The 22,740-nt window shown below is 68.3% G+C and carries 22 protein-coding genes and 1 pseudogene; 11 read left to right on the plus strand and 12 right to left on the minus strand.

The window, feature by feature from the left end; translation table 11 throughout:
* Positions 1 to 22 precede the first annotated feature (22 nt).
* The 8 genes from AB0M11_RS22160 to hemL all read right to left on the minus strand — a co-directional run bounded on the left by AB0M11_RS22160 (position 23) and on the right by hemL (position 8,111).
* Positions 23 to 421 (minus strand): SRPBCC family protein, encoded by a 399-nt coding sequence (locus tag AB0M11_RS22160; RefSeq protein ID WP_365708003.1) that lies wholly within the window; start codon positions 419 to 421, stop codon positions 23 to 25.
* Positions 422 to 446: 25 nt separating this feature from the next.
* The gene (gene ccsB, locus AB0M11_RS22165) at positions 447 to 1,556 is read right to left on the minus strand and encodes a c-type cytochrome biogenesis protein CcsB (protein WP_365708005.1); all 1,110 of its coding nucleotides are present in this window, start codon (positions 1,554 to 1,556) and stop codon (positions 447 to 449) included.
* Complete coding sequence (locus AB0M11_RS22170; RefSeq protein WP_365708007.1) at positions 1,553 to 3,265, minus strand: cytochrome c biogenesis protein ResB; 1,713 nt, start codon at positions 3,263 to 3,265, stop codon at positions 1,553 to 1,555. Before AB0M11_RS22170 ends, ccsB begins: the two co-directional genes overlap by 4 nt.
* Positions 3,266 to 3,268: 3 nt before the next feature.
* Positions 3,269 to 4,042: a cytochrome c biogenesis protein CcdA gene (locus AB0M11_RS22175; protein WP_365708009.1), complete on the minus strand. Its 774-nt coding sequence runs from the start codon at positions 4,040 to 4,042 to the stop codon at positions 3,269 to 3,271.
* A 1-nt stretch (position 4,043) separates the two neighbouring features.
* Positions 4,044 to 4,634 (minus strand): TlpA disulfide reductase family protein, encoded by a 591-nt coding sequence (locus AB0M11_RS22180; RefSeq protein WP_365708011.1) that lies wholly within the window; start codon positions 4,632 to 4,634, stop codon positions 4,044 to 4,046.
* Between the two features lie 67 nt (positions 4,635 to 4,701).
* The gene (locus AB0M11_RS22185) at positions 4,702 to 5,955 is read right to left on the minus strand and encodes a hypothetical protein (RefSeq protein WP_365708013.1); all 1,254 of its coding nucleotides are present in this window, start codon (positions 5,953 to 5,955) and stop codon (positions 4,702 to 4,704) included.
* A 138-nt stretch (positions 5,956 to 6,093) separates the two neighbouring features.
* A complete protein-coding gene (locus AB0M11_RS22190) occupies positions 6,094 to 6,786 on the minus strand; it encodes a histidine phosphatase family protein (RefSeq protein WP_365708016.1) in 693 nt (230 codons plus the stop codon).
* Positions 6,783 to 8,111, minus strand: coding sequence for a glutamate-1-semialdehyde 2,1-aminomutase (gene hemL, locus AB0M11_RS22195; protein WP_365708094.1), 1,329 nt, complete (start codon positions 8,109 to 8,111; stop codon positions 6,783 to 6,785). Before hemL ends, AB0M11_RS22190 begins: the two co-directional genes overlap by 4 nt.
* Positions 8,112 to 8,413: 302 nt before the next feature.
* Between hemL and AB0M11_RS22200 the strand changes: the two genes are divergently transcribed.
* On the plus strand, positions 8,414 to 9,097 hold the full coding sequence (locus AB0M11_RS22200) for a hypothetical protein (RefSeq protein WP_365708018.1): 684 nt from the start codon (positions 8,414 to 8,416) through the stop codon (positions 9,095 to 9,097).
* Positions 9,098 to 9,162: 65 nt separating this feature from the next.
* Here the strand turns inward: AB0M11_RS22200 and AB0M11_RS22205 are convergent.
* Positions 9,163 to 10,501, minus strand: a pseudogene (locus AB0M11_RS22205) (site-specific integrase).
* A 271-nt stretch (positions 10,502 to 10,772) separates the two neighbouring features.
* On the opposite strand from AB0M11_RS22205, the gene AB0M11_RS22210 reads away from it, so the two are divergent.
* Positions 10,773 to 11,006: a transposase gene (locus tag AB0M11_RS22210; protein WP_365708096.1), complete on the plus strand. Its 234-nt coding sequence runs from the start codon at positions 10,773 to 10,775 to the stop codon at positions 11,004 to 11,006.
* Here AB0M11_RS22210 and AB0M11_RS22215 read toward each other — a convergent pair.
* From AB0M11_RS22215 to AB0M11_RS22225, 3 genes are all read right to left on the minus strand, one after another.
* Positions 10,968 to 11,723: a hypothetical protein gene (locus AB0M11_RS22215; protein ID WP_365708019.1), complete on the minus strand. Its 756-nt coding sequence runs from the start codon at positions 11,721 to 11,723 to the stop codon at positions 10,968 to 10,970. The two genes, AB0M11_RS22210 and AB0M11_RS22215, sit on opposite strands and share 39 nt — an antisense overlap.
* A 454-nt stretch (positions 11,724 to 12,177) precedes the next feature.
* Complete coding sequence (locus AB0M11_RS22220) at positions 12,178 to 12,732, minus strand: flavoprotein (RefSeq protein ID WP_365708021.1); 555 nt, start codon at positions 12,730 to 12,732, stop codon at positions 12,178 to 12,180.
* Complete coding sequence (locus tag AB0M11_RS22225) at positions 12,729 to 14,000, minus strand: helix-turn-helix transcriptional regulator (protein ID WP_365708023.1); 1,272 nt, start codon at positions 13,998 to 14,000, stop codon at positions 12,729 to 12,731. Before AB0M11_RS22225 ends, AB0M11_RS22220 begins: the two co-directional genes overlap by 4 nt.
* A 175-nt stretch (positions 14,001 to 14,175) precedes the next feature.
* Here AB0M11_RS22225 and AB0M11_RS22230 point away from each other — a divergent pair, with 175 nt between their 5' ends.
* The 9 genes from AB0M11_RS22230 to AB0M11_RS22270 all read left to right on the plus strand — a co-directional run bounded on the left by AB0M11_RS22230 (position 14,176) and on the right by AB0M11_RS22270 (position 22,739).
* Positions 14,176 to 14,613 (plus strand): ATP-binding protein, encoded by a 438-nt coding sequence (locus tag AB0M11_RS22230; protein WP_365708025.1) that lies wholly within the window; start codon positions 14,176 to 14,178, stop codon positions 14,611 to 14,613.
* A 2-nt stretch (positions 14,614 to 14,615) separates the two neighbouring features.
* Positions 14,616 to 15,935: a UDP-N-acetylglucosamine 1-carboxyvinyltransferase gene (locus AB0M11_RS22235; protein WP_365708027.1), complete on the plus strand. Its 1,320-nt coding sequence runs from the start codon at positions 14,616 to 14,618 to the stop codon at positions 15,933 to 15,935.
* Positions 15,932 to 17,170, plus strand: a complete 1,239-nt coding sequence (locus AB0M11_RS22240; protein WP_365708029.1) for a bifunctional metallophosphatase/5'-nucleotidase — start codon at positions 15,932 to 15,934, stop codon at positions 17,168 to 17,170. The genes AB0M11_RS22235 and AB0M11_RS22240 overlap by 4 nt, the downstream gene beginning before the upstream one ends.
* Positions 17,167 to 17,706 carry a dCTP deaminase gene (gene dcd, locus AB0M11_RS22245; protein ID WP_365708031.1) on the plus strand — a complete coding sequence of 180 codons (540 nt, stop codon included), beginning with the start codon at positions 17,167 to 17,169 and terminating at the stop codon, positions 17,704 to 17,706. Before AB0M11_RS22240 ends, dcd begins: the two co-directional genes overlap by 4 nt.
* The gene (locus AB0M11_RS22250) at positions 17,703 to 18,239 is read left to right on the plus strand and encodes a deoxycytidine triphosphate deaminase (protein ID WP_365708033.1); all 537 of its coding nucleotides are present in this window, start codon (positions 17,703 to 17,705) and stop codon (positions 18,237 to 18,239) included. The genes dcd and AB0M11_RS22250 overlap by 4 nt, the downstream gene beginning before the upstream one ends.
* A 23-nt stretch (positions 18,240 to 18,262) precedes the next feature.
* Positions 18,263 to 19,351, plus strand: a complete 1,089-nt coding sequence (locus AB0M11_RS22255) for a glycosyltransferase family 4 protein (RefSeq protein WP_365708098.1) — start codon at positions 18,263 to 18,265, stop codon at positions 19,349 to 19,351.
* 95 nt (positions 19,352 to 19,446) lie between these two features.
* A complete protein-coding gene (locus AB0M11_RS22260) occupies positions 19,447 to 20,490 on the plus strand; it encodes a serine hydrolase domain-containing protein (protein ID WP_365708035.1) in 1,044 nt (347 codons plus the stop codon).
* Positions 20,491 to 20,561: 71 nt separating this feature from the next.
* Complete coding sequence (locus AB0M11_RS22265) at positions 20,562 to 21,452, plus strand: phosphorothioated DNA-binding restriction endonuclease (protein ID WP_365708037.1); 891 nt, start codon at positions 20,562 to 20,564, stop codon at positions 21,450 to 21,452.
* Between the two features lie 177 nt (positions 21,453 to 21,629).
* A complete protein-coding gene (locus tag AB0M11_RS22270; protein WP_365708039.1) occupies positions 21,630 to 22,739 on the plus strand; it encodes an ImmA/IrrE family metallo-endopeptidase in 1,110 nt (369 codons plus the stop codon).
* Position 22,740 lies beyond the last annotated feature (1 nt).

Here is a 22,740-nt window from a genome sequence, read left to right on the forward strand (position 1 = left end):
GGTGGGTGGGGCGAAAGGCCCCTCAAGAACTCAGGGAGTCGATCAGACGCTCGAATCTGGCCCGCCACGCCGGCTCTGTCTCGCCCACGCCCTCGAACTCGTGGGTGAAGCGCAGGGCGGTGCCGGAGTCGCCGTCGCGTTCCAGGTGGAAGCGGAGGCGGCCGCCGCCCTCCACCGTGTACTCGGCGACGCGGTCGACGTCCCAGGCGGTCACCGTGCCCGTGCCCAGGTCACCGAGGGTGACCGTGCCGTCCAGCCGCGGTTGCAGGACGTCGACGGGGGTGAACCAGGCGGCCAGGCCCTCCGGGGTGGAGAGGCTCGGCCAGACCTGGTCCGTCGGCTTCGGCAGTCGTACCAGGAAGTGCAGGATGTGCGTACTTCCGTGGGTCTGACGGGTGCCCTGTTCGATGGAACCGGCCATGGCACCAGTGTCGCCCCTCGCGGGTTCAGACGCCCGCGTAGGAGTGCTTGCCGGTGACGAAGATGTTGACGCCGTAGTAGTTGAAGAGCCAGCAGCCGAAGGCGATCATCGCCAGGTAGGCGGCCTTGCGGCCCTTCCAGCCGGCGGTGGCGCGGGCGTGCAGGTAGCAGGCGTAGGCGACCCAGGTGATGAAGGACCACGTCTCCTTGGGGTCCCAGTTCCAGTAGCGGCCCCAGGCGCTGCCCGCCCAGATCGCGCCCGCGATGATCGTGAAGGTCCACAGCGGGAAGACCGCCGCGTTGACGCGGTAGGCGAACTTGTCGAGGGACGCCGAGGCGGGCAGGCGCTCCAGGACCGAGGTGGCGAAGCTGCCGGGCTTGCCGCCGTTCTCCAGCTTGCTCTCGTAGGCGTCCTTGAAGAGGTAGAGGATGGTCGCCATCGCGCCGACGTAGAAGACGGCGCCACAGAAGATCGCCGTCGAGACGTGGATGTACAGCCAGTACGAGTGCAGGGCCGGGACCAGCGGCTCGCTCGCCGTGTAGAGGACGGTGACCGCGAGGCCGAGGTCCAGCAGGACCGTGGTGATCAGGAAGAGGCCGAGCCAGCGGACGTTCTTCTTCAGGGCCAGCAGGGTCAGGTAGACGGCGACCGCGACCGTGGAGAACGTGATGTTGAACTCGTACATGTTGCCCCACGGCGCCCGCTGCACGGAGGCCGCGCGGGCGACCACGCCCGCCAGCTCCACCAGGAAGGCGAGGACCGTGAGCGAGATCGCGATCCGGCCGTAGAGGTCGCCCTGCTCGTCGCCGCCGTGCGCGCCGGGGCCGTCCGGCACGTCCCGCGAGCCCGCCGCGGAGCGGACCACGACCTGCGGACGCTCCAGTACGGCGGTGCCGCCGGCCTTCTTGACCGTGACGGCGGGCGCCTTCTTCGCCGCGGTGTTCGTGGTGAGCGCGTTGGCGGTGCGCGCCACCCGGCTGCGGCTGCCGAGCAGCCACTCGAAGATGTAGGCGAAGAACGCCAGCGTGTACACGGCCATCGAGGAGTAGATGAGCGTGTTGCTCATGCTCGCCAGATGCTCGTTGGTCGCGGCGAGGGTGGTTGCGTCGAGCGCGGTTGCGGCGGCGGAAGTCATCGCTTCTCAGCCCCTTCGGCAGGTACGACTTCGGGGTCGGGGGATTCTGCGGGATCGTCGTCAGTGGTGTCGGCGGGGTCGGGGGCGCCGGGCGCCTGGTCGTAGAGGATTCCGGCGAGGTCGCCCAGTTCCTCGGGCACCTTCGCGGACTCGCTGCGGCCCAGCCCGGCCATCTCGACCACCGTGACGCCGTCGGCACCCTGCACCGCGCGCACCCAGACGCGGCGGCGCTGGATGAACAGCGAGGCGGCCAGGCCGAAGATCGCGGCGAGCGCGCCGCCCAGCGCCCAGCCGCTGCCGGGCTCCTGGACGATCTCGAAGCCGGCCCATTCCCTGACGCCCTTCTCGAACGTCACGGACCCGGCGCCGTTCGGCAGCTGCATGGTCTGACCGGGCCTGAGGTTGTCCCGGAACTGCGCTCCCTTGGAGTCCTTGAACTCCTTCATGTGGGTCTTGTCGAGCTGGTACACGCTCTGCGGGATCCCCGAGTCGACCCCCAGGTCGCCGTGGTACGGCGTCAGGTTCAGCACCGGGTTCTCCAGCGCCGGGAAGCTGGAGAGCACCGAGGCGCCGCCGCTGTACGTCGGCAGGAAGAACAGCGAGATGCCGAGCTGTTCACTGACGCCCTGGGCGTTCTTGTAGCCGTCCATCACCTTCACCACGCCCTGGGAGGTGACGTTGCTGTCGAGCGGGAGCAGCGGCACGGCGTCCTGGTAGACGATCGTGCCGGTGGCGTCGCGGACCGTGATGACGGGCGCGTAGCCGTGGCTGACCAGGTAGACCTTGGCGTCGTCGATCTCCAGCGGCTCGTTCACCTTGATGGTGGTCCGCTTCGGCTTGCCGTAGGCCCCCTTGCTGTAGTCGATGTCCGCGGCGAAGGTGACCGGCGTGCCCCTGCTGGGGCCGCTGGTCTGGTAGGTGGCGTGGAAGTTCTTCAGGTCGAAGCTGAACGGCACCAGGTCGTCGGTGCTGAACATGGAGCCGGACTTGAAGTCGTCGTACTGGAGAATCGAGTTGGCGAACCCGTCGCCCTCGACGACCAGTTTGGTGCCGTCCGACTTGTACATCTGGCCGGAGGCGAAGGCGATCAGCAGCACGATCAGCGCGATGTGGAAGACCAGGTTGCCGAACTCGCGGACGTAGCCCTTCTCGGCGGCGACCGCGTCCCCGGCGTGGTGCGCGCGGAAGTGCCGCTTCCTCAGCAGCGTCAGCGCCGCCTCGCGGACCTCCTCAGGGTCGGCCGTGGTCCGCCAGGTCGTGTACGCGGGAAGCCGGTCGAGCCGCTTCGGGGCGCCCGGCGGACGGCCGCGCAGCTGGCCCACGAACTGCCAGGCGCGCGGGATGATGCAGCCGACGAGCGAGACGAAGAGCAGGATGTAGATCGCCGAGAACCACACCGAGCTGTAGACGTGGAACAGGCCGAGCTTGTCGTAGATCGGCGCCAGCGTCTTGTGGGACTTCTGGAAGTCGGCGACCTTGTTGATGTCGGCGCCGGACTGCGGGATCAGCGAGCCGGGGATCGCGCCCAGCGACAGCAGCAGGAGCAGCAGCAGCGCGACCCGCATCGAGGTGAGCTGCCGCCAGAACCAGCGGGCCCAGCCGATCACGCCGAGCCCGGGGGCGATCGGCGGTTCGGCGGGGGCGGTGGAGAGCTGGGAGCCCGCCGCGCCGAGGTCCTGCTCGGTGTTCTCGGATTCGGTCTTGCTCATTGATCAGATCCCCACAGTGAAGCCGTTGGACCAGCCCTGCATCTCCTGCACGAGGCTGTCCCAGGCCCCGGTCAGCAGCAGCACACCGGTCACGATCATCATCGTGCCGCCGATGCGCATGACCCAGACATAGTGGCGCTTGACCCAGCCGAAGGCACCGAGGGCCTTGCGGAAGGCGATCGCGGTGAGCACGAAGGGGACACCGAGGCCCAGGCAGTAGGCAACGGTCAGTATGGCGCCCCGGCCGGCACTCGCCTGGTTGAAGGACAGGGTGGTGACGGCCGACAGGGTCGGGCCGATGCACGGTGTCCAGCCGATCCCGAACAGTGCGCCCAACACCGGCGCCCCGGCCAGTCCGGCCACCGGCCGCTTGTGGAAGCGGAACTCGCGCTGGGTGAACCAGGGCATCATGCCCATGAAGAACACGCCCATGGCGATCATCAGCACCCCGAGGACCTTGCTGAGGATGCCGGACTGTTCCTGGAGGGTCTGGCCGAAGTAGCCGAACAGGGCCCCGCCGGACACGAACACGGCGGTGAAGCCGAGGACGAAGAGCGAGGCGCCGACCGCCATCCGGCCCCGCCGGGCCTCCGCCAGATCGGTGCCGGCGACGCCCGTGACGTACGACAGATAGCCGGGGACGAGGGGCAGCACGCAGGGCGAGAAGAAGGAGACAAGTCCGCCGAGCAGCGCGACCGGCATGGCGACCAGCAGGGCGCCGTTGAGGACGGTCGCGTTCCGGCCCGTCTCGGCCGCGATCGTGACGAGTGCGCTCACGTCACTTCTCCGCGACGACCGGCTTGATCATCTTCAGCAGGGTCTCCTCGCTGAGCGCCGCCAGCGAGCGCGCCGCGATCTTCCCCTGCCGGTCGAGTACCAGGGTGGAGGGGATGGCCTGCGGGTTGAGCGTGCCCTTCTTGAAGCGGAGCATCAGCTTGCCCGTCGGGTCGTACAGGCTCGGGTAGTCGATGCCGTTCTGCTTCTCGAAGGCGACCGCGGAACCGGTGCTGGTGTCGCGGGTGTTGATGCCGACGAACTGGACGCCCTTGCTCGCGTACTCCTTGGAGACGGCGGCGAAGTTGGGCGCCTCGGCCCGGCAGGGGCTGCACCAGGAGCCCCAGACGTTGATGACGACGACCTTGCCCTTGTAGTCCGCGACGTCCAGGGTGGTGCCGTCGATCGTCCTGCCGGACAGGTCGGGGGCCGCCGCGCGGTGGCCCTGAGCGACCGTGTCGATGCCGTCCTTGCCGGTGACGAAATTGGTGTTGCCGCCTCCGCCGGAGGTGCCGCCGTTGCCGCACGCGGACAGGGTCAGGGCCGCCGCGGCAGCCGTGGCGCCGAGCAGGAGGGCGCGGCTACGGGTACTCATGTGAAAAGTTTCGCATGCCCGTTCTGGGGATCTTGGGCACCCCCCTCCGTCCGGGATGCGCCCGTTTTCAGGCCGCCGCGCCCTGCTTCAGGAAGCTCTTCCAGCCCCCCGCGGGACGCTGGCCCACGTCAAGGGTGCGCAGCTTGGCCAGGACCGCCGGCTTCTGCACGTCGATCCAGTCCACGAACTGCCGGAAGGAGACCATCCGGACGTCGGCGCCCTTCTCCTTCTCCCGGGCGATGTGCTTGAAGGCCTGCTCGACGGCGTCCATGTAGATGCCGCCGTTCCAGTGCTCGAAGTGGTTGCCTATGAAGAACGGCGCCCGGTTTGTCGTGTACGCCCGCTCGAAGCCCGCTATGTACGCCTGGGCCGATTGCGTCCGCCAGTGCGGGTAGTTGTAGGCGGGGGCCTTGGTCGAGTTGACCGACTGGTTGGCGAGCATGTTGTAGTCCATGGAGAGGACCTCGAAGGAGCGGCCCGGGAACGGGATCTGCTGCAACGGCAGGTCCCAGACGCCCAGCTTCTTCTCCGGCCAGACCTGGCGGCCGCCGGGCGAGGAGGCGTCGTAGCGCCAGCCGAGCCCCCGGGCGGTGGGCAGCAGGTTGTTCTGGCCGAGGAGGCAGGGGGTGCGGCCGCCGACCAGCTCCTTGTCGTAGTCGAAGGGGAGGGAGGGCAGGTCGGTCCAGCCGGTGTTGGTCCGCCACTCCTTCACGAACGCCTTCGCCTGCTGTATCTCGCTGAGCCACTGCTTCGGCGTCCAGTTGCCGACGGTGCCGTGGCCGGAGCAGAAGTGCCCGTTGAAGTGGGTGCCGATCTCGTGGCCTTCGAGCCAGGCCCGGCGGACGTTGGTGAGCGTCGCCCTGATGTGCGCGTCCGTGAGGTAGCCGATGTCGGAGGCGCCCCGGGGGTTGTTCGGAGGGTCGTAGAGCCGCTTCTTGGACTCGGGGAGGAGGTACAGCCCCGAGAGGAAGAAGGTCATGGACGCCCCGTGTTCCTTCGCCAGGTCGAGGAAGCGCGGGAAGAGGCCGTTGCCGACCTCGCCGGCGCCGTCCCAGGAGAAGATGACGAACTGCGGCGGGGTCTGGCCGGGCTCCAGGGGCTCGGGGGCGGCGGGCTGGTGGGGCTGCTTGCCGGTGCGGGAGGTGGAGCCGTCGCCGAGGGGGTGGGCGGTGGCGGTGGGCTTCTTCGAGGGCTGCTCGCCGGAACCGCCGGCATGGGTCTTGCCGTCCGACGGTGTGTGCGTGCCGCAGCCGGCGAGGCCGAGTCCGGCGGCGGCGCCCGCGCCGACACCGAACAGTCCCCTTCGGGTGAAGGTCCGCATGGTTCCCCGATTCGTCACGTCCTCTGGTGGTCACCCACTCAGAGGGCGTGACGAACAGGGCGGTTCCGAAAGGAACCGCATATTTTAAGACTAATTTCATGCAGCAAGGTTTGACGGCCTACGCCGCACGCCCTCGCCTCACGCCCCGAAGGCCTTACCCTGCCCCTGACCCGGCTGCGCACCGGCCCGCAGATGGGCCGGCACCAGATCGATCGCGGGCTCGCTGTATCCCACGGAGATGATCCTGTCGCCTTGGTAGGTGAACGTCGTCAGGGACGCCAGGGTGCACTGCCGCTTGCGCGGGTCGTGCCACAGTCGGCGCTTCTCCACGTACGACCGCAGGATCCAGATCGGCAGCTGATGGCTGACCAGCACCGCCTCGTGCCCGCGCGCCCGGTCCTTGGCCGCGTCCAGCGCGCCCTTCATCCGGACGACCTGGTCGACGTACGGCTCGCCCCAGGACGGCCGGAACGGGTTGACGAGGTACTTCCAGTTGGCCGGGTTCTTCAGCGCTCCGTCGCCGACGCCGAAGGTCTTGCCCTGGAAGATGTTCTCGGCCTCGATGAGCCGCTCGTCGGTCGCGAGGTCGAGACCGTGCGCCTTGGCGATGGGGGTCGCCGTCTCCTGGGCGCGCTCCAGCGGGGAGGCGACGACGTAGGTCACGTCCCGTGCGGCGAGGTGCTCGGCGACCCGGTCGGCCATCTGCCGGCCGAGCTCGGAGAGGTGGTAGCCGGGAAGTCTTCCGTACAGCACCCCGTCCGGGTTCTCCACTTCCCCGTGCCGCATCACGTGGACGACGGTGACGTCCCGCTGTTCGCTCTGCTCGCTCATGCTGCCGTGGCCTCCGCGGCCGCTCGGGCCGCCGCCGGGAGGGCGTCGGCGATCTTCTGGATGGCCCGCTCGTCGTGGGCCGTGGACACGAACCAGGACTCGAAGGACGACGGCGGCAGGTAGACGCCGTCGGCGAGCAGGGAGTGGAAGAAGGCGGTGAACCGGAAGGAGTCCTGGCCCCGCGCGTCCTCGTAGTTCCGCACGGGGCGGTTGGTGAAGAAGACGGAGAACATGTTCGAGGCGGTCTGCAGCTGGTGCGCGACGCCCTCCTTGTTCAGCGCCTCGGCGACCAGCCCCTGGATCTGCTCCGACACGGAGTTGACCTTGTCGTACGCCGCGTCGTCGAGCAGCCGCAGCTGGGCGAGGCCGGCGGCGGTGGCGACCGGGTTCCCGGAGAGGGTGCCGGCCTGGTAGACGGGGCCGGCCGGGGCGAGGTGGGCCATGACGTCCGCCCGCCCGCCGAAGGCGGCCGCGGGGAACCCGCCCCCCATCACCTTCCCGAAGGTCATCAGGTCGGGCACCACCCCGTCGATACCGAACCAGCCGGCCCGGCTGGTCCGGAAACCGGTCATGACCTCGTCGGAGATGTACAGGGCGCCGTTCCTGGCGCAGGTGTCCTTCAGCCCCTGGTTGAACCCGGGCAGCGGCGGCACGACCCCCATGTTGCCCGGCGAGGCCTCGGTGATCACGCAGGCGATCTCCCCGGGATGCCGGTGGAAGGCCTCCTGCACGGCTTCGAGGTCGTTGTACGGCAGCACGATCGTGTCGCCGGCCTGCGCACCGGTGACGCCGGGGGTGTCCGGCAGCGCGAAGGTGGCGACACCGGACCCGGCGGCGGCCAGCAGGCTGTCGACGTGGCCGTGGTAGCACCCGGCGAACTTGATCACCTTGGTGCGCCGGGTGAACCCGCGGGCGAGCCGGATGGCGGACATGGTCGCCTCCGTCCCGCTGCTGACCAGCCGGACCTGCTCCAGCGGCGCGATCCGGGCGACCATCTCCTCCGCGAGGGCGACCTCGCCCTCACCGGGGGTGCCGAAGGAGGTGCCGCGGGAGACGGCCTCCTGGACGGCGGCGATGACCTCGGGGTGCGAGTGCCCGAGGATCATGGGACCCCAGGAGCAGACGAGGTCGACGTACTCGCGCCCGTCCGCGTCCGTCAGGTAGGCCCCCTTGCCGGAGACCATGAAGCGGGGGGTGCCGCCGACCGCGCGGAAGGCGCGCACCGGTGAGTTCACACCGCCCGGGGTGACGGCGGAGGCGCGGTCGAAGAGCGCCTGTGAGACGGGCGCGTCGTAGGGATAGGGCGTTTCGCTCTGGGCGCTCATGACGTGCGACTTCTCCGGCTTCTCGGACTCCGGTTGCTTGGTGACCTCCTCAGGGTAGGCGGACACCGGGGGTGACCCTGTAGTGGAGGGCGGCTGTCCCGGCGCGGTGGGCGGGGCATCTGCGAGACTGTGACTCGATACACGCAGCTCATCCGGCGGGTGGCGGGCCGGAGGCTGCGAAGATCCTGCGGACTGATGTTTCGACGCACGTTTCGGCGGGCGGCCGTGGGGGAGGTCACTGACACGATGATCGGGTTGCGCGGCGGGGGCCACGCGTCCTAGAAAAGCAGTCGGGTGGAGATATGCATCGCGGTGGCGGGCTGGGCGAGGGGACCGATGACCTGGGTCCTCGGCGTGCCCATCGGGGAAGGCACCGGCGCGACGCGGAGGAAGCGACCGAAGCAGCACGTCAGGAACAGGGCGTACCGAGTGAGTCGGAGCGGCGCGAGCGACGTATCGATCAGCGGGACCGCGATCAGACGGATCGGGACCAGCGGATCGATCGGCGGATCGACCGACTTCAGACCGGGAGCAGGAATGGTGGTCGGGTGGGGGTGACGTACAAATACTTCGGCGCACCGGACGGCGCGACCGCGGCCCGCGTCCCGATCTCGATGCGTCCCGAGGAACTCGGCGGCGACGAGCTCGGCATGAACGGCATGTTCACGAAGATCAAGCCGGAGACCATGGCCGCGATGGTGCTGACGGGCATCGAAGGCGTGCCTCTGCACAAGGTGCCGCCGCTGGAGCTGGTGGTGCTGCACCCCGACTACGCGGTCGTGAAACTCCCCATGACGGTGGTGGACCCGCTGCGCGGCGTGGGCGAGGAAGCGGTCGGCGCGGCCGCCTTCATCTGGTCGACGGTCCCGGACCGGGGCGGCCCGAGAGACGCGTTCAACGTGTACCAGCTGCTGCACGAGTGGCAGGACTTCAGCCACCGGTTGCATGAGGCGGGGCATCAGCCGTATTGCCTTGTGTGGCCGTGAGCTGAGGTTCCTCTAGGGGCGGGCGGGGTCTTCGGGCCTCGCCCTTTTTGGTGCCGGAGGGGTCGTCAGGCGGCCAGGGCACATTGAGGGCACATGGGTTTCGCCGGGGGCACGGATGTGCCCTGGACGGCGGGCGGGGCGCCCTCGTCTTTCGCCTCAGCTTCCGTTTCCGTGAAGGCGTCGTCGATCGCCTTGCGGGTGCGGGTCTCGCTAGACGGCAGTAGATGCGTGTACGTCCGCAGGGTGAAACCGGGGTCCGAGTGGCCGAGGTACTCGGAGAGCGCCTTGATGCTCTCCCCCGCGTCCAGGAGCACGGAGGCGTAGGCGTGCCGGAGGGCGTGCATGCCGTCTTCCGGGGCCGCCTGGAGGTAGCGCGCGCCGCGCTCGCGGGGAGGAATCACACCGGCGGCGGCCAGGGCGCGCTTCCAGTCGCCCATGTTGAAGACGCTGCGGTTGTAGGCCCGTCCCTTCGCGTCGACGAAGAGGAGACGGAAGGTCTTCGGATCACCGTCCGGCTTGGCCCAGGGCAGGGTAGCCTCGACCGGCGGGAACTCCTTCATGTGGGCTTTGAGGGCGGCAGCAAGCTGGGCCGATAGAGGCACCGATCGGATTTTGTTGCCCTTGGGCAGAGCGAAGACGGGCTTCGTGCCGACGAGCCGTACCTTGCAGTTGACGTGGATCCAGCCACCCTTGAAGTCGATGTCCTCGACGGCGAAGCCGAATACCTCACCCTGACGCAGGCCGCAGCCGAAGGCGAGCTTGCCGCCGGCCTGGAAGCGCTTCGGGAGACCGGCGATGACGGCACGCACTCGCTCCAGCGACCAGGGGACGATCTTCTTCTTGATCGAGGTCGGCAGCTTGACGGACTTCGCCTTGCAGGGGTTCTTCGGCAACAGCCCGTCCTCCACTGCCGCGCCGAGGATGCTGGAGAGGATGTCGAAGATGCCCTCGATCGTGGACACTTCGAGGCCGCCGTCCTGGAGGGTCCGGATCCACCCCCTGGATGGTCGAGGGCTGGTTGAAAGACCGCAGCTCGCGTCGGCCGAGGTGCTCGACGATGTGGTTGCGGACGGTCGCCTCGTAGCGAAGCGCGGTCGTCGGGCCGACGGAGTTCGCCGCGAGCCACTTCTGCGCGTAGGCGTCGAGCGTCTGCTTCGTCTCGGCGGGTACGACGTAGGAGCCGCGCCGGAGTTCGACGTCCACCTCGGCGGCGCGGTTGTCGGCCTCCGCCTTGGTGTGGAAGTTCTCCTTGCGCTGGTGGCCCTCCAGGTCGCGGTAGCGAACCTGCCAACGCTTGCCGATTCCGTGGTCGCTGGTGGGGACCATCCGCTTCGTACGGCTCTTGTGCTCGCCGCATTCGGCCTCGGTGGGCTTGGGGTGGGACTTGTGCCAGCGGTCGTACACGTCAGACGCCATCCGCTTATCGATGGCGGGGTTGGTCTGGTCGAACAGGGTTCCTGTTCGGGTGATCGCGCAAGGGTCGGCGCATGACAGCAGGGCCTCTTGGTAGGTCGGGGGTGCGAACCGAACCGATCACCAGGAGGCCCTGTTGCCGCAGTCTTTCGTGCTCACCTGTGTGGAGTCCAACTCGTCGTCCCTGTCGTGTGACTGCCTCGCGCACAGGTTCGGCAACGCGGCGGACGGGCCGGAGCGCGTGCGGTGCTACGGCTCGGACATGACGGACGCGGAATGGCAGGTCGTCCGGGCGGTGCTGCCGGTGCCGGCGTGGCTTGAAGGACGGGGCGGCCGGCCGGAGAGCTATTGCCACCGCGTGATGCTGGACGCAGTCCGCTACGTGGTCGACAACGGAGTGAAGTGGGCGAATCTGCCTGCGGCTGAATCAGACCTGCGAAAGCTCAGTGATCTGGCGTCAAGTTCCAGTACTAGTTGCCGCATCCGAAGGCGCTGATTCGGTGGGTGCACCTTCGTTGTCGTCAGCCGCCGACGTGTCGAGTTCACCACCGACGAGCTGCAGGGCCATTTCGGCACGCACCCGATTACGGAGGGGCTCATCGCTGATGTTGTCGGACAGGACGCTCGCGGCCTTCAGCCTGCGGTCGAAGCGGCCGTCGTCGCGGAGCATCACACCCTGCGCACCCTTGTCTCGGCGAGTGCGGTTGGATTGCAGGAAGAAAACTCCGGCCAAGAGGTTGATGACCGCTCCGGCGGTTTGTGTCACGATCGCCGCGTATCGGCTCCCATTGCTGTCAGCGTGCCCAATCGCCAGGCCGACTCCGGTCAGGAGGACTGCCGACCCGACCATGCCGAAGACGATACTGACGAAGAAGCTGACCTTGGCCTGTGCGAGCCCATGGGAGTAAATCTGAGTCAGCATCGACGCCTGGGCGTCGGGCTCCAGGAGCGCTGCGGTTCCACTGTGCTCGGAGCGCGGTTCTCGGGGATGAATGTAGACCCGCGAACCACTGCCGTAGATGTGGACAGAGGAATCGGGGCCCTCAACACGCTGACGTGCGCTCTCGGCCTCGCTGGCGAAAGAACGGCTCGCCGCCCACAACACGGAGAAGATCACCCCGGACATGCCGAGGAGGACGGCGGCGGTCGTGGTCGCTGTTTCCAGCCAAGCACTGCGTTCGGGGTTGTCATAGGCGGGGCCGTTGCCTTCCAACAGTGCCCAAGCCGCTTAAGCAGCTACCACCGATATGACAATGCCGAGGGAGGCGACCAGCGGTGTGCGCACTCGACGGACGAGCTGTTCCATGGTCGTAGGCGAAGGAGAGGTGACCTCTTCGTCCGTCTCGTGATCTGTCCCGCCCAAGGTCTGCGCAGCCTTTCTTCGGAACGTACTGCTGGCAGCACGTTGAAGCGATGGATTTAGATTCTGCGGTTCCGCCCCCGGCTTCCGCCATGGGGACCGTGCCAGAAAGTGGTCGCCCCGCTCACCCGAGACCGTGCGGTCGTGGCCCAGGCCGTCATCCCTGCCGTTGCCTCATGAGTGTCCAGCAGACGGTCGCTGCTACTTTCGGATCAGCCGTGATTTCCTTACGGAACGTTCTTGCTTTTCTGGAACGGAACGTACCTTGGCGCTGATCGTCGCGACCCGCTCATGGGGAAGGATGGCGTCACTGCACCGCGCTGATCACAGGTTCCAGCAGCTCCAGGGCCTCCGCCCAGCGGAACCGGTCCGCCCCGCCGCCGACCCTGGGCTGGTGCGGTTTGCAGGAGCCGATCAGGACGCCCATCCCCCGCAGCCGGTCCAGGCTCTGTTCGTAGGCGGGGTGGGCGGCCTGGGCGGAGTTCAGGTAGGGCAATGCCACGGTCGGGATGCTCATGCCGTACGCCTCGCACAGGATGCCCAAGGCGAGGGTGTCGGATATCCCAGCTGCCCACTTGTTGATCGTGTTGAAGGTGGCGGGAGCGACGGCGATCGCGTCCGCCGGGGGCAGTGGGCGCGGGTCTCCCGGCGAGCGCCAGGCGGAGCGGATCGGGTAGCCGGTCTGTGCCTCGACCGCCGTCGCGTCGATGAAGCCGAGGCCCTGCGGTGTGGCGACGACACCGACGTCCCAGTTCGCCTCCTGGGCAGCGGTGATCAGGTTGCCGACGTCACGGGCGACACCGGCCGCGCACACGACGACGTACAGGAAGGGCTTCTTGTCCGAGGCGGTCGGTTCGGTCACGCGGGGACTCCCAGTTGGCGGCTGAAGTGGTGCAGCTCCGGCAGCGTACGACGGCGGTCACGGGCGGCCATGTCGGCGACCAGGTTGCGGACGTCGGGGCGGCGGATGTCCTGTGCGGCGCAGGTCTCGGCGATGCGCAGGGCCTGATAGCCGTCGGCGAGACGGCCCTGCTGGCTGTAGGCGCGGGCCGCCTCCACCCACAGGGCGGCGCGTCGCTCAGGGACCGGGATGTGCCGGCGCATGAGGGGGCGGGCCGCCTGGAGGGCAAGGCCTGCGTCACCGAAGGCCACCAGGGCGCTCAGCTCGTGCAGGGCGACATTGGTCGGGCTGAAGGTGGCCCAGGCGTCGGGCCGGTCCAGGGTGACGTACCGGGAGACTTCCTTGGCTTCGGTGAGGAATTCCTTCGTGGCCGCGCGATCACCGCGGCTGCTGGCCGCGGTCACGCCGCGCAGGAGTAGCAGTCCCACGGCAGCGAGGTACTTCGGAGAGCGCCGGTCGTAGGAACCGGTGAGCTGGTCGGCGGTGTGCCGGACCAGGGTGACGGCTTCGGTGGCGTGCTTCTCGCGCACCAGGACGTGGGCCTGGACACGGACGCTGGAGGCGAGGACCACCGGGTCGCCCGAACGTTCTGCTTCGGCCATCGCCCGGCCGACGGCGAGCCATTCATTGCCCTGGTCGTGCTGTTTGAGCAGCAGGCTGGTCGCGGTCTGGTACGCCGTGGCCAGGAGCCCGGACACCGTATCCCTGTCCGTCGCCTCGCTGGCGGCCAGTCGCAGGTCACCGATCAGATCCGGGAGGGTGCGCTCCAGCTCTGTGTAGTGGCAGGTGTGGAAGAGCCTGAGCGCCGATCCGACTCGTTCGTACAGGACGGCCGTGTCCTGTGGGCCACCGGTGCCCGCGTGGCCGGGGCCGGGCAGGAGTGCCTGGACGAGGGCGGTGTGCGGGGTGGAAGAGCCAGCCGGGGTCGCGAGCGCTGCGATGCTCGCGGCGAGGAAGGTGCGGCGGTGCATGTCATCAGCTTCTGGGTCGGCGACAGAGGCGTCCTGAGCGGGGGCGAGGCCCAACTCGTGGGGCGGGATGTCCAGTTCCTGCGCGACGGCGCGTAATACGCGGATGTCCTCCGTGCCGCGACCGCTCTCCAGACGGCTCACCTTGGACTGGTGATACCCGAGCGCTGCGGCCACGTCGTGCTGTGAACGCCGCTGTAACACCCGTGCCCGACGGATCCGTTCTCCGATCCGTCTCGCTTCCCCATATGCATCGGCCATCTGCCACGGCTCCCTCCGCCGTCGCTGATCCTGCCTGCTCAATCGAGCATAGATCAGTCGTAGTTGGCGGTGATGCAGCTCCTGCATAACTCATGCAGCGCCCGCGCACGAGCTAACCACATACGGCGACGGGCTGGTTGCTTGGTGTGGCCCCACCTACACCGGGAGGCCGCTCATGGAAGCGCACCGGCTCGCTCTTTCCCTGCCCTCGACGCCCGCCGCAGCGAGCGAGGCCCGGCACCAGGCCGTGGTCGCGATAGCGGGCTGGGACACGGAGCTGGACGCCGAGGTGGTGCACGCGGCTGCACTACTGGTCAGCGAGCTCGTCACCAACGCGGTGCAGTACGCCGGCACCGGATCGGCCTCGCTCACAGTCTGTCTCGACGAGGCCGTCCTGCGAGTCGAGGTCTGCGACGCGAGCCCGGTGCTGCCCCAGCCGGCTCTGCCCGATGCGGACAGTGAGGGCGGCCGGGGCCTGTTTCTCGTCGCCGCTCTCGCTGACCGATACCGCGCCGAGCCGACGGAGAACGGCAAGCGCTGCTGGGCCGAGATCGATCTGATCACCAAAGCCAGCCAGGACATGGCCTGTTTCCTTCCTCTGCAGAGGAGTTGATGATGACGACCACCCACGCCCCCGGCGTGGCCGCCGAGGTGATCGTCGTACGCCCTGGGCCGCCACTCGCCGGCACCGTGAGCGTCGACGGGTCCAAGAACGCCGCTCTGCCGCTCCTGGCCGCCACGGCTGCCCTCGGCCGCCCGGTTCGGCTGAGCAACGTCCCGGACAGCACGGACGTCCAGATCATGCTCGTTCTGCTGCAACAAGCGGGCTGGCATGTCACGCAGCCCGTCGGTGAACCGACTACCTATGTGATCCTGCCGACGGAGTCATCTCGGGGACTGCCCGATCTGGCGCAGGCAGCCCACATCCGAGCCTCGTACTACCTCGTCCCCGCCTTGCTCGCGCGTTACGGCCAGGCGCGGCTGCCCTGGCCAGGCGGCTGCCGGATCGGTGCACGCGGGATGGATCTGCACTTCAAGGTGTACGAGGCGTTCGGCGACCGGAACCGGCAGGACAGTTCCGGATACGGCATTGAGGCCCACACCTCACAGACCGGCACCGTCTCCATCGCACTGCCCTTCCGCTCCCGCGGTGCGACCGTGGCCGCGACACTGCGCGCCTTCACAACCGGCCGACCTTTACGGCTGGGTCAGCCAAACCTCTCGCCCGAAGTCCTGAGCGTGCTCGACGCCCTGAGTTCGGTGAGCTGGGAGACGCACGCCGGCGAGCATGTACTCACCCTCTCACCGCCCTCCTCGCCGCCGGCTGCCCCCGCTGCCTGGACAGTGCCCGGAGACAAGATCGAGGCAGCCACGCTGGCCTGCGCGATCGCCGCGACGCGCGGTACTGCCCGTATCGACGGCGTGCAGGGCAAGGACGTAGGCCCGTTCGTGGCTGCCCTTCATCAGCTCGGCATCCCCGCAGATGCGGAGCCGAATGGCCTTACTGTCCGCGCCCAAGAGACAGCCCCCACTGGCCGTCCCCTGCGGGCCATCGCCTCTCTGAGCCCGGCCGGCCTGGACGCCGACTTTGAACCACCGCTCATGGCACTCGCCCTCGGACTGCCCGGCACGCATCTGTTCGCCGACGCCATCAATCCCGGCCGCCACGGCAACCTGCTGCCGCAGCTGTCCCGCCTGGGCGCCGAGATCGAGGAGATCTCCCCCACCGAATGCCGCCTGACCGGGCCCCAGCAGCTGACGGGCGCGGGCGTCGAAGCCACTGACATCCGCACCGGGTCCGCTCTCATGATCGCCGGCCTCACCGCCCGAGGCGTCACCACTATCGGCGGCCTCGACCAGCTGCGCCGCGGCCACGCCGACCTGTCCGGCAAGCTGCGCACCCTGGGCGCCGACATCTGCGAGGTCACCCCATGACCACCGACGGCCGGAACCTGCGCCAGATCGTTGCCACGACCGACGTCCACTCCTCCTTCCACAACGCCACGCCGTTCCTGACCCACCTCCACACGCTGCGCCCGACCTCGCTCATCGTGGACTGCGGCGACTTCTTCGAAGGCAGCGGCTACTACCGTCTCGCTCGCGGCACCATCGAGCGGGAGATCCTGCTCAAGCTGTACGACGTGCTGGCCCCCGGCAATCACGGCTGGGGTCACCACTTCGAGCCGGACCTTCACCAGCGCACTGTCTGTGCCAACGCCGTCGATGCCAACACCGGCGACGCACTCTTCCGCCGCTTGTACATCGCGGACATCGCTGGACGTCGCATCGGCGTAACCGCTGTGATCGGCCGACAAGCCTTCCACTCGATCCCGGTCGCCCAGCGAGCCGGCCACTGCGTCACTGATCCCGTCCAGGCCCTACGCGAGCTGATGCTCGCTCACCACCACGAGGTGGACAGCTGGGTCCTGCTCAGCCACTCCGGCTTCGACGAGGACCGGAAACTCGTGGCAGCCTGTCCGTTCCTCGATGTGGTCTTCACCGGGCACTGCCACAGCGATCAGTACGGGCCGGTCCGGGTCGACGACACCCTGGTCGTCAAGGGTCGGGAACTCGCCGGCGGCTATGCCATAGCCACGCCCGTGGGCACGGGATGGGGTGCGGGCACCACGTTCTTCCCGGATCGAGCCCCGAGCGTCGTTCCCACGGAGCTTGCGGGCCTGCGCTCACGCATCGAGGACGTCAAGCAGCAGTTGGCCGGCGTCCTCGGCTCGATCAGACCGGCCTACCGCCACCAGTCCCTCGACCGGCGCAGCCTGCTCGTGGACCTCACTGCCCGCCTGCGTACGGCACTCGGATCAGACGCGGTCATCCTCAACGAGACGGCACTACGCGCCGTCCAACTCGACGACACCCTCACCCCGGGCGACATGCTCTCCATCGAGCCGTTCGCCAACCAGCTGGTACACGCCCACGTACCTGAGCCGGCACGCAGGGACCTCACTGGCTGGCTGTCACATCTGACCACCCAGGCCGGCCCGCTCGTCACCGCCCCCGACCCCTTGCCGGACACCCTCACCGCCGTGCTGACCACCGACTATCTCGCCGAGACCTACCTCGGCGAGCGCACGCACGAGGCCGGCCTGCGTCTGGACCAGGCCGTCCAGCACGTCCTCACCGCTCCCGACACCACGGAAGGAGGTAGGCAATGATCCTCACCGGCCCGGAGATCAGCGCTGCCGCTCACGACGGCCGCCTTCGCATCACCCCGTTCGCCGCCGACCAGGTCAACCCCAACAGCTACAACGTGCGTCTGGGCCCCACCCTGATCACCTACACGAGCACGGTCCTGGACGCCCACCGGCCCAACCCCACCCGCGAAACCACCATCGGCCCGGACGGGCACATCCTCCAGCCGGGCGAGCTCTACCTCGGCCACACCCTCGAAGTGGTCGGCTCCGACACCTTTGTGCCACTGCTGTTCGGCCGCTCCTCCGTCGGCCGCCTCGGCCTGTTCGTCGAGATCACCGCCCCCATCGGCGACATCGGGTTCCACGGCCAGTGGACGCTCATGCTCACCCCGATCCGACCGCTGCGCGTGTACGCCGGCATGAAGATCGGGCAGATCATGTTCTTCGTCTCCACCGGCGCCATCGACCTCTACCGCGGCAAGTACCAGGCCGCCACAGGACCGCAACCCTCCGCCTACTGGCGAGACCTCGCCCGACTCCGGGCGGTGGCATCGTGATCCTCACCGGCCCCGCCATCGCCGCGGCCGTCCAGGCCGGCGATATCACCATCGACCCGTACGAGCCCAGCCGCGTCTCCCCCAACGCCTACGACTGGCGGCTCGGCGACACGATCCGCGTCTGCGACGGTAACCTCGACGCCGCAACCCCCACAGCCTTCACCGAGCAGCCCATCCCCGACGCCGGCCTCGTGCTGCGCCCTGACCTGCTCTACCTCGGCATCACGCTGGAGCGGACCGGTTCGGAGACGTACGCGCAGCTGCTGAACGGCGACCGCACCACCGGCTCCCTGGGCATCTGGGTTCACGTGTCGGCTCCGCTGGGGCACCAGGGCCATGCGATCCGCTGGACGCTGGAGATCCGCGCCGCCCGACCGGTGCGCGTGTATCCGGGCATGACCTTCGGCAAGCTCGTCTTCCTCACTACCTTCGGCGCCCCGGCCAGCTACCAGCAGCAGCCTGCCAAGTACGCGTCCACGGAAGGCATCGACATCTCGCGCCTCTACGAGGAGATCGACGGAGGAGCGCGGTGAACGCTCGCTCGGCCACCGGTCCGATGGCCGCCACCTTCCTGGATCTCCCCGTCGGAAGCCGCGGCGGCAGCGTCGAGCTCTTCCTCGACCTCTACACCGGCCAGCAACCCCTCATCCCGGCCCGCGCCTTCATGCTCGCACCACCTGGTCACGCTCCCCGTCCACCCGCCGGACTCAACGTGCTCCCCGTAGCGGGCAAATGCCTGGAAGGAACGGCCTTCAGCCGCTACGTCGCCACCCTGCGCAGAGCGCTTACAGGCACGCTCGATCCCACACACATCGGCGTCCTCCACTTGCAGCACCTCGCATTCGGCGCCACTCCTGCCCTCATCCGGGCTCTGCCCTCGCATCCCCGGATCGCCCTCGTCCACGGCACGGACCTGCTCTTCGCCGAGACCCACCGAGACCAGCTCCAGGTGGTACGCGAAACAGCCAGGGCCGCCGACGCCATCGTGGTCCCGACCACCGCGATGGCCGACCGCCTCCTCAAGCTCGCCCCGCAGATCGAACGCCGCAAGATCACCCATATCCCCTGGGGGATCCCCGACCACCTGCTCACCGCCCCGCCCGCCCGGCCGGCACGCACCTCCACCACCCACCTGCGGCTCCTGTACGCAGGACGCCTGACCGCAGAAAAAGGTGTCGAGGCCCTGATCAAAAGCCTGGCTCCCGTGCCCGGTGTCGACCTGAGCGTCGCAGCGCCCAGAGCCCAGTTCCACGCACTGGCCCCACTGCTGCAACGAGCCGGCGTACGAGTCCACTACCTCGGCTGGCTCCGTCGCCCACAGCTGTGGAAAGCCTTCACCGAACACGACGTACTGGTCATGCCGTCCACCACCCTGGAGGCCATGGGACTGGTCGCACTGGAAGCCCAAGCGTGCGGGCTCCCCGTCCTCTACCAGCCCGTACCCGGCCTCAACGAAGTCCTCGCCGCTTCCGGCATGGCCACCGACTTCACCCACTCCGCCGCACTCGCGCGCGACCTCGACCGGCTGAGAAAGACACCCGGGCTGCTGACCGCGCTCCGACAGGCGAGCTATGCCAACGCGGCACGCTATCCCCTCTCGGCGACCGCACGATCCCTGACCGACCTCGGCCGACAGCTCACTTGAACCGACCGTCAGACGACCCGACACGTCACTACCCGAACCGCTCCACGAACGTCACTACGCTGACCGACGGGACACCCCCGGCGAAGAGGGAGACCATGACGTACGACCGCGACCGCATCGAAGCCCTGCTCGACGAGGGAGTCCGCGACAAGGTGTATCCGGGCGCCGTGTGGGCCGTCGGCGACGCCACCGGCACCCTCGCCCAGGGCACCACCGGCGTCCTCGACCCCGACGAGCCGGACGTGCCGATGCGCACCGACACCGTCTTCGACGCCGCCAGCCTCACCAAGATCCTGGCCGTCTGGTCATCCATCGGCGCCCTGTGGGAGGACGGAACCCTCGACCTCGACCAGCCACTCGGCAGCTTCTGGCAGGAAGTCGCCAGGCACCCACTCGGATCCGTCACCGCCCGGCAGCTGCTGACACACACCGCCGGCGTCCCACTGCGAGCCCAGCTGAAGAACCTCTACGGCACCAACCCCCACGAGATCCGCCGAGGCGTCCTCCAAGAACAACTTCACCGGACACCCGGAGAAGCCGTCGAGTACACCGACCGAGCTGCCCTGATCCTCGGCTACCTCGCCGAGCACCTCTCCGGTCAGCCCTTGGATCAGCTGGCCGCCGGCCGCACCTGGCATCCCCTGGGGATGACCTCCACTCGATTCGGCCCCCTGCCCGTCGACGTCGCCGCCCGCTGCGCGCCCACCGAACGCGACCAGGACACCGACACCCACCTCAAGGGAGTCGCCCACGACTTCTCAGCCCGCCTCCTGGGCGGCGTCTGCGGCATCGCAGGCGTCTTCACCGTCCGCGACGACCTCGCCACCTTCCTCCGGTACATGCTCGACCCTGCCGCGTCCCATGTGCGGGCTGGTTTCGGCAGCGAGTGGACCACCCGCTCCCTGACCATCGAGACCGGTGAGCTGCAGCCGGCTCGTGGCCTGTTCTGGCATCCCGCTCCCGGCACCACCACCGGGGAGGACGTCTGGGTCCACTACGGCTTCACCGGCACGGGGATGTGGATCTCCCCCACCAAGAAATGCTGGGCGGTGCTCCTGACCAACAAGCTCTACTACACGCGCGACCGCGCGCCATTGACCGACATCCGCAACAGCTTCCGGGGACTTGCCTTCACGTAGCAAAGCCGATCCAGAAGTACGCGAGGAAGACAACTCCCCCCGTTCTGGCGGCCCGTCTACGATCAGCCGCCATGGACTGGCTGGAGCGGATAGCGAAGCTGAGGCAGTGGACCAGGAGCGGCACGCGCGCCCCCCACAAACCGCTGCTGCTCCTTTACGCCCTCGGCCGGTTCCAGCAGGACGCCGAGGGCGGACTGCGATACACCGCGGTGGAACAGGACCTGCAACGTCTGCTGACCGAGTACGGCCCACCCAACAAGACGACACCCGCCTACCCCTTCCACCACCTGGTCAGCGACGGCGTCTGGGAAGTGCGCACCGATCACGGACCGGGCAGCCCCGGCAGCGGGATACGGGACCTCCGCGAGACGGGCGCCACCGGCCGGCTCGCACAGGACTTGAGAGCGGCCCTGCACCGTGAACCGGAACTGCTCAGCAGAATCGCCCGCTTGATCCTCGACCTGCATTTCCCACCCTCTCTGCACGCGGAATTGTGCGAAGCCCTCGGACTGGACCTGGAACCGACGGAGGCCGAGCAGCTCAGGGCCAGAGTGAGGCAGCGGGACCGGCGGATGCGGGAGATGGTGCTGACCGCCTACGAGTATCGATGCGCCTTCCGCGGATATGACGGCAGAATCGGCGCTGTACCCGTCGGATTGGAAGCCGCCCATGTGCGCTGGTGGGCGTTCGGCGGACCCGATGACATCGAGAACGGTCTCTGCCTCTGCTCGCTGCACCACAAGCTTTTCGACAAGGGCGTTCTCGGCCTGGGCGACGACCACCGCATCCTGGTCTCACAGCGCTTTATCGGACACAGCCCCGCCGCTCGCGACCACGTCATAGCCCTCGCGGGCCGCCCAATCGTCGGTCCACAACCAGGCGCGCGCCCTGTTGCCGACACCCACCGCGACTGGCACACCCGCCAGGTCTTCCACGGCGAGCCGCGCCCTGTCCCAGCCTGACCGACGTTCCCACAGGTCACAGCCCCGCCCCAAGGGCACCCCCTGAAGCGGGTCTCGCAGCTGAGATCTTGCGGGCGCACAAGAACGCCGCAGCGCCACTCTCGCCACAGAGCCTCGCATCACTCGCGGAATATTTCGTGCTACTGTTTTGAGGTCTGATACGAGGTGGTGTCGTGTATGGCGATCACTGAGCTGCAGGCGCAGCCGGGGATGCTCGTGCTGGCGCGCGAGTCCCGCGGGCTGACGCAGGCTGAGGTCGCCGCGGCTATGACCAAGGCGTCGCCAGGCGGCGCCACGCCGGTTTCCCAGGGCTACGTAAGCCGAGCCGAGGCTGGTCGTCTCGTCGTCACACATGAGCGTCTTGAGCTGTACGCTGCCGCGCTTGGCTACCCTCCTGAGTTGCTGTGCCTGGATCCGCAGGTCAGCGGCATCGGGGTGGGCCTGGTCCACCACCGCAAGAAAGCAGCTCTGACTGCCTCCGCTCTGCGACGCGTGCACGCCCATGTGGCGCTCTCACGGATTCAGCTGAACGGCCTGGCGTCCGCAGCGGCATTGCCGCCAGTCTCACATCGCTTCTTCAGGGTGCCACTGGATGACCTCACCACCCCGAAGGACGCTGCCCGGCGAGTCCGCAGGGAGTGGAGCGTGGCCCCCGGTCCGGTACCCGACATGGTCGCGGTGCTGGAGAATGCCGGCGCATTGGTGATCACCCGCGACCTGGACAGCGACCTGTTGGACGCCGTAAGCCAGTGGGAAGCGGGCGGGCGTCCTCTGCTCCTGGTCAACACCCGGGCACCGGGCGACCGACGTCGCTTCAGCATCGCGCACGAGCTGGGTCACCTGGTGATGCATGACGAGCCGGGCACAGGGTCCACGCAGGAGAAGCAGGCCGACGCCTTCGCTGCCGAGTTCTTGATGCCTGCCTCCGATATCCGGCAGGCGTTCTCCGGCGGCGTCGATCTGGCCAAGCTGATGGAGCTGAAGCGGGTTTGGGGTGTCTCCATGAGCGCGCTGCTGCGCCGTGCCCAAACGCTCAACGCCGTCAGCGAGTGGCAGTACCGCACCCTGATGATCGAGATGTCAGCGCTCGGCTACCGGACCGCAGAGCCTGTTGATGTCCTCCCTGAGCAGCCGCAGCGCCTCGTTGCCCTTGTCAACACCTTGCTGACCGACCGCCAGATGACTCTGGAGGATGCGGCTGCCTGCGCGTACCTGCTTCCTGAAGACTTCCAGCGCCTGTACGTCGAGGGCGCCGGTTCATCATCATTCCCGGCCTTCCGAAGGTGAC

It is taken from the genome of Streptomyces sp. NPDC051987 (genome assembly GCF_040680735.1).
Classification (GTDB): Bacteria; Actinomycetota; Actinomycetes; order Streptomycetales; family Streptomycetaceae; genus Streptomyces.